The following is a 5677-nucleotide window of genomic DNA, read 5'->3' on the forward strand; positions in this document are numbered from 1 at the left end:
CCTTTCCCCACGTCGCCCTGTGCGACACCGCGCTCCGCCTGACGGCCGCCGGCGCATTCGTCCACACATCCCAGATTCCCGGTCCGCACGGTCTCGCGCAGGCGAGCGCGGGGCACCCGGCCCCGGCCTCCACCTTGGAGGAGCCACTCCTGACCGACGCGGGCTCCGCGAACGGCAGGCACCTCTGATGTGCGCTCCTACTCGCCCGCCCGGCGGGCACAGCCCCACCGCCGCTCACGAAGATGCGACACCGGAGCTGGTGAATCTCGACGCGATCCAGCAGATCTTCCTGAGCCACGAGCACGTACGCGAGGCGGCCGTCGTCACCGTGCCGCACCCCGCACTCGGCCAGGCCCTGGGCGCGCTGCTCGTCCTGGCCCCCGGCGGCACGACGGTCGAGGAGGTACGCGAGTACGCGCGCCCTTTCCTGCCCGAGGCTCTGCACCCTCGGACCGTCCTGAACGTCACCGAACTGCCGACCACGCACGACGGCCGGTTCAGCGCAGCCGGTGCGCGGGCACTGCTGCGCGATGCCGCCCACCTGAAACACCCCGAGGAGCACCGCGAGGAGGAGTACCGGCGCTCCGCTTCCAGCATGCCCGAGGCGTGGGAGCAGGTACTGCAGCTGGCCCGTGACGACGAAGTTCTGCACTTCGAGGCGCTGCGGGCGCTGGCCGACAACCCGACACTCCTTGCCAAGATCACGACGGCGCTGTGGTACCCGCACTGGCCGCGGCCGTTGACCTCCTTGCCCGACTGCCTCGCGGACCTCGCGACAGCGGACCCGGATGTGCAGAACTACCTCGACTTCGCCAGCACCGCGTCGCGGGACATCCTGCGGATCATCGACCGCTACGGCTGGCCACGCGCGAACCGTGACGGACCCCACGTCCCCGACGCCGCCTGCCGCGTCCTGATGCGTGCCGATGGGCTCAACGAGGAGCGGGAGCAGGCCCTGGCGGCCGTGACCCAGGCCGTCGCGAACGGCTACAGCAACCCGCGTCACCTGGCGCTCCTCCAGGACCGCACCCTCACGCTCACGGAAAGAGAGCAGCTGTACGGCACGTTCATGCTCTCCCCGGCCGGGGACCAGCCGCACTTCCTCTATGAGACCCAGGGCATCGACCAAGTCAACGTGCAGCGCGCGATCATCGGGATGCCGTCCCTGGCCCTCGACCTGCCCTACGCCTGGGAGCCGCTGCTGCCTTACGGACGCGCCCGGTGGGCCGCCGCCCCTCCGTCCCGCGAGGCACCGGCGGTCCCCGCACCGCCGACCCGGCGGCTCTCCTCCCCGTCTGTGCCGGTCGGCATGGCGCCGGTCTACCTGACCGGGGAACGTCGCCACCAGGCCGCGCTGCGGGAGGCGACCGAGCATCTGCCCCCGCCGCTGCACGGCACCGCCCGCTGGCTGGCGCTGGACCCCTTCACCAGTCCGCTCGCCCAGTTCGACGCGGGCGAGCCCGCCGCGCGCCTCGCCGCCTTGATCCGGCTGGAAGACATCCGCCGCTCCCGCCTCCTGATCGCCGTCGCGAGCGAGGACGAGCAGCGCGACACCGTCACCAGCGCAGAGATCGGGGCCGCCCTCGCCGCGGACATCCCCGTGGTCATCGTCGGCCGCCCGGAGCACGCCCTCGACGAACATCCCGCCATCAGCTTCGCCCCCGACCTGGAGGCCGCGCTCACCGCAGCACAGACCTGGGCCACCCGGTGAACGTGATGCGCCACCTCACAGCCCCGTCCTCTCCCGACCCCTTCCGGAGCCTCCATGTTCTCCACTCGTCATCCGTGGCATGTACAGCTCAGCTCCGATGCCGCCCCGCTGCCGCCGGAACTTGCGGGACTGCCCGTCGATGTCGTCACCAGCACTCCCCTGCGGACGCTGACCACCGTCGAGCAACTCCGCGACAGGGTTGCTCCGGTGGGGCCGATGCGCTGCTGCTTCACCCACGGCGAGGCACAGGTGCCCGTACCCCGCGGCACCGCGCTGCGGTGGAGCGCGGGCCACTCCACCTGCCACAGCCCGGCACGGCCGACGTGCACACCCGGGCAGCAACGATGCTGCATCGCCTTCTGGTTCATCCCGCCGGGTACCCCGTATCTCACCGAGCCGGAGGCTCTGTACGACGGGCTGAGCGTCAGCCGCTCCCCGGCCTCCTGGGCCCCGGCATGCGCAGCGTGAGCACAGGGCCATCCCGTGGTGGTGCACCTCTCGTTCGTACTCGTGTTGGCGGTGCTGGTTGGGCTGCTCGTGCGGCGGTCCGGGCTCAAGGGCAGCCACGCGGTGGTGTGCGTGCTGTTCGGTTTCTATCTGGCCGACTCCTCGCTCGCGCCCGTCATCGACCGCCTGGTCGAGGCCGTGGTCGACGCGCTCGGCCGCGTCCGTCTCTAGACCGGCCGCCGGGACGCGGTGCTCTCCCCCGTCCTCGGTCCGTACGCCGCCCCCCGTCGGTTACGGCCCGGGGCGCGTCCCGGCGGTCCTGCCCGTCCCTTTCCTCCGGAGAACCCGTCATGCTCAGTCACACACCGCCGCGTCCGATCGTCGACGCTGGCCATCGCGCAGTGTTGCCCGTGGGGGTGTTGCGGGAGCGCCGCCTTGCGCGCAATGCGGTCTTGCCCCTCGACGCCGTGCACGAGCTTCTGAGCGGTCGGTGGCTCCTTGCGCGGGGCCGGTCGCTCTCCGCTTCGGCGGCGGTGGGAGGTTGCGGTGTCTGACGGAGTGGCTGTTGAGGCCCCGGCTCGTCATCGCCGTGGGAAAGACCCGGGGATAGGCGTGGTCTACGCCGCCTTCACGACGCTGTCTGCGGCCTGTGTGCTGTGGGGTCTTGCGGTGGCGGTGGCTCCGTCGTCTGCGCGGGTTGCGGTGGCCTGGTGTGCCGGTGTGGCCGGGGTGCTGCTGGTGGGCACCGTGATGGTCGCCCTGTACCGGGTGCGGCGGCTTCAGCAGCGGGTCGAGAGCCGCCACGCCGCTCTCCAGCACGCCGAGGAAGAGCTGGAGCAGATGCGGTCCCAGTTGGAGGAGCTGGTGCAGCACACGCTGCCGTGGGTGCTCGGGCGTATCCAGGAGCGCGATTCCGCGGCGACGATCCTGGCCGAGGGCGCGGGGCGGCTCCCCCGGGAGCCTGTCGCGCGACGGCTGGCGGAACAGCTGGTCGAGCTCCTCTATCAGGAGCGGCGTCGGCGGAACGCTGCGGTGAGTGTGATGCAGGAGTGCGCTCACCGGGTGCAGGCAGGCGTGACGGACCTGCTCGCCGAGATCTCCCGGCGCAAGCAGCCGTACTGGGAGGAGAACACCGAGTCGGTCTCACGAGTGAGCGTGCGGGCGGATTTTGAGGGTGTGGACGCGCGGACGTCCTCGCTGGGGATGCTGACGCAGCGGCTCCTGGCGCTGACCGGCGCTCGGCGTATCGGCCGTCCCTGGCCGAGGCCGATCGCGCTTCCCCACGTGCTGCGGGCAGCGGTGGGGGCGACCGAGAACTATCAGCGCGTGCAGGCGCTGCCTGCCGTCCCGGTGGCGGTGGCCAGCCCCGCGGTGAACGCGGCCATCCAGGTGCTGGCGGAGGTGCTCGACAACGCGCTGCGGTTCTCACCCCCCACCACGCAGGTGTGGGTGAGCGCGGAGGAGGTGGGGGCCGGGGTCGTGGTCTACGTGGATGACAGTGGCCTGGTGATGCCGGCGGCGACCTTGGCCCAGGTCCGCCGTACGGTCGATCCTGACTGCCCGCTGGATGTCGGCGAGATCTCCGGGGGGCGTCTGGGGCTGGTGGCGGCCCGCCTCAGCGCCGAGCGGTACGGCTTCAGGATCGCCTTCGGCCCCTCGCCCTCGGGCGGGACACGCGTGAGCGTCCTCTTCCCCCGGCAGTGGCTGACCCCGGCGGTGACCGGCCAGCCCACGGAACTCCAGCCGCCCGCGCCCGGCCCCGTGTCCACTTCCCCCTGCGCCGCGTCCCGGGGTGCCGAGCGGCCCGAGGCCGGCCGCGAGGCGGTCCGGGCAGCCTCCGCACCAGCGGTGGGGGGTCTTGGACCGTCCGGACTGCCCAAGCGCACGCCTCGCGCCACACTGCGCGACTCCCCCGAGCGGGACGTCCCGCCCGAGCAGCCGCGTACGGCCGAGGAGACAGCGCGACGCTTCTCCTCCTTCCGCGCCGCCACCCGGCGCTCCCGTGACGACGCCCCTCCTACGACTGATGCGGAGCCACCGCGATGACCAGCAGCAGCGAGCTTTCCTGGCTGATGACGAACCTGCGTGAGGAGACAGACGGGGTGGTGCACGTCCTGCTGCTGTCCGGGGACGGGCTGACGCTGTCCTGTGACGACGCCCTGGGCAGAGACGACGCCGACGAGCTGGCCGCCGCCGCCTCCGGTCTCGTCAGCCTCGCTGAGGGCATCAGCAAGAGGTTCGACGGCGGCGGGAAGATGCGATCGGTCGTCCTCGATCTGCCCACCAAACAGTTGGTGGGCATGGGTGTGGCTCAGGGAAGCGCGCTGGCGGTCCTCGCCGAGGAGTGGGCCGACCCAGGGGTGATCGGCATGGCGATGAGCCATGTGATCGCACGTGTCGCGCCCCATCTCGGCGTCCCGGCCCGGGCCACGGGGGCGTAGAGGCATGAGCTGGGATCCGGACGTGCCGGACCGCTGGTTCGTCATGCTCGGCGGGCGGACCCGCGCGGACCACGACTTCGATCTCGTTTCCCTGATCGTCACCGAACGAGCCGAGACCGCCGGCCTGGAGCCGGAGGAGGCGCACATCCTCACCCGGTGCGCCGCGCCCACCGCGGTAGTGGAACTGTCCTCGCTGATCGGTGCGCCGCTGGGCGTGGTGTGCGTGCTGCTCTCCGGTCTGCTGGACCGCGGCTACATCACCGCCCGGCACCCCTCATCCCCCGCTTCACACACGCCGTCCGATGACGGCTCGCTGCCGCGCTGGACCCCCGACTCCGACGCTCTAAAGAGGGTGCTCCATGGCCTCCGCAAGCTCTGACACCCCGCTGCCGCTGGCCTCCACCGCCAGCACCGGCTGGAAGATCACCGTGGCAGGCGGTTTCGGCGTCGGGAAAACCACCTTCGTCGACGCCATCAGCGAGATCACCCCGCTGCGCACAGAGGCGGAGATGACCACCGCCAGCCTCGGCGTGGACGACCTGGCGGCGACCCCGCACAAGACCACCACGACCACCGCCTTCGACTTCGGCCGTATCACCCTGGACGAGGAGGTGGTGCTGTACCTGTTCGGCGCGCCCGGACAAGAGCGCTTCAAGGACCTGTGGCAGCGCCTGTTCACCGGATCGCTGGGCGCCGTGGTCCTGGTCGACACCCGGCGGCTGGAGGACTCCTTCTCTTCCCTGGACCAGATCGAGGCGCTCGGAACGCCCTACCTGGTCGCCCATAACGTCTTCGGCACCGAGGACCAGCAGCACGGCCTGGAGCAGATCCGCGAGTCCCTGACGCTGCCCGCGAACGTACCGGTACTGCGTTGCGACGCCCGCGACCGCTCCTCGGTCCGCGACGTCCTCATCGAGCTCGTGCAGCACTTCCAGACCCACTCCACGCAGACTTCGCAGGAGGCGACGCTGTGAACCAGCCCTCCCCCGCCCGCCTGGTCGAGCCCCCGGCCACGCACCACGGCGCCGTACAGCTCGGCGACCCGCGGTACCACGCGGACCCGGGGGCGATTTTCCAG

Annotated in this window: 8 protein-coding genes; all 8 read left to right on the forward strand. The window is 71.4% G+C overall.

Features of this window, described 5'->3' with window-relative positions; all coding sequences use genetic code 11:
- Positions 1 to 188 (forward strand): hypothetical protein (locus tag ACWGJ2_RS39845; protein ID WP_453351307.1); only part of this gene is annotated, 188 nt, incomplete at its 5' end.
- A 71-nt stretch (positions 189 to 259) separates the two neighbouring features.
- Positions 260 to 1711 (forward strand): AMP-binding enzyme, encoded by a 1452-nt coding sequence (locus ACWGJ2_RS39850; protein ID WP_453351308.1) that lies wholly within the window; start codon positions 260 to 262, stop codon positions 1709 to 1711.
- 54 nt (positions 1712 to 1765) lie between these two features.
- On the forward strand, positions 1766 to 2179 hold the full coding sequence (locus ACWGJ2_RS39855) for a hypothetical protein (protein ID WP_453351309.1): 414 nt from the start codon (positions 1766 to 1768) through the stop codon (positions 2177 to 2179).
- Positions 2180 to 2224: 45 nt separating this feature from the next.
- Positions 2225 to 2389: a hypothetical protein gene (locus ACWGJ2_RS39860; RefSeq protein ID WP_453351314.1), complete on the forward strand. Its 165-nt coding sequence runs from the start codon at positions 2225 to 2227 to the stop codon at positions 2387 to 2389.
- 471 nt (positions 2390 to 2860) lie between these two features.
- Positions 2861 to 4204, forward strand: a complete 1344-nt coding sequence (locus ACWGJ2_RS39865; protein WP_453351310.1) for an ATP-binding protein — start codon at positions 2861 to 2863, stop codon at positions 4202 to 4204.
- Positions 4201 to 4599, forward strand: a complete 399-nt coding sequence (locus tag ACWGJ2_RS39870) for a roadblock/LC7 domain-containing protein (RefSeq protein WP_453351311.1) — start codon at positions 4201 to 4203, stop codon at positions 4597 to 4599. Before ACWGJ2_RS39865 ends, ACWGJ2_RS39870 begins: the two co-directional genes overlap by 4 nt.
- A gap of 4 nt (positions 4600 to 4603) precedes the next feature.
- The gene (locus tag ACWGJ2_RS39875) at positions 4604 to 4978 is read left to right on the forward strand and encodes a DUF742 domain-containing protein (RefSeq protein ID WP_453351312.1); all 375 of its coding nucleotides are present in this window, start codon (positions 4604 to 4606) and stop codon (positions 4976 to 4978) included.
- Positions 4959 to 5573, forward strand: a complete 615-nt coding sequence (locus ACWGJ2_RS39880; RefSeq protein ID WP_453351313.1) for a GTP-binding protein — start codon at positions 4959 to 4961, stop codon at positions 5571 to 5573. The genes ACWGJ2_RS39875 and ACWGJ2_RS39880 overlap by 20 nt, the downstream gene beginning before the upstream one ends.
- The last annotated feature ends 104 nt before the right edge of the window (positions 5574 to 5677 follow it).

The sequence above is a fragment of the Streptomyces sp. NPDC054796 genome, from assembly GCF_053611545.1.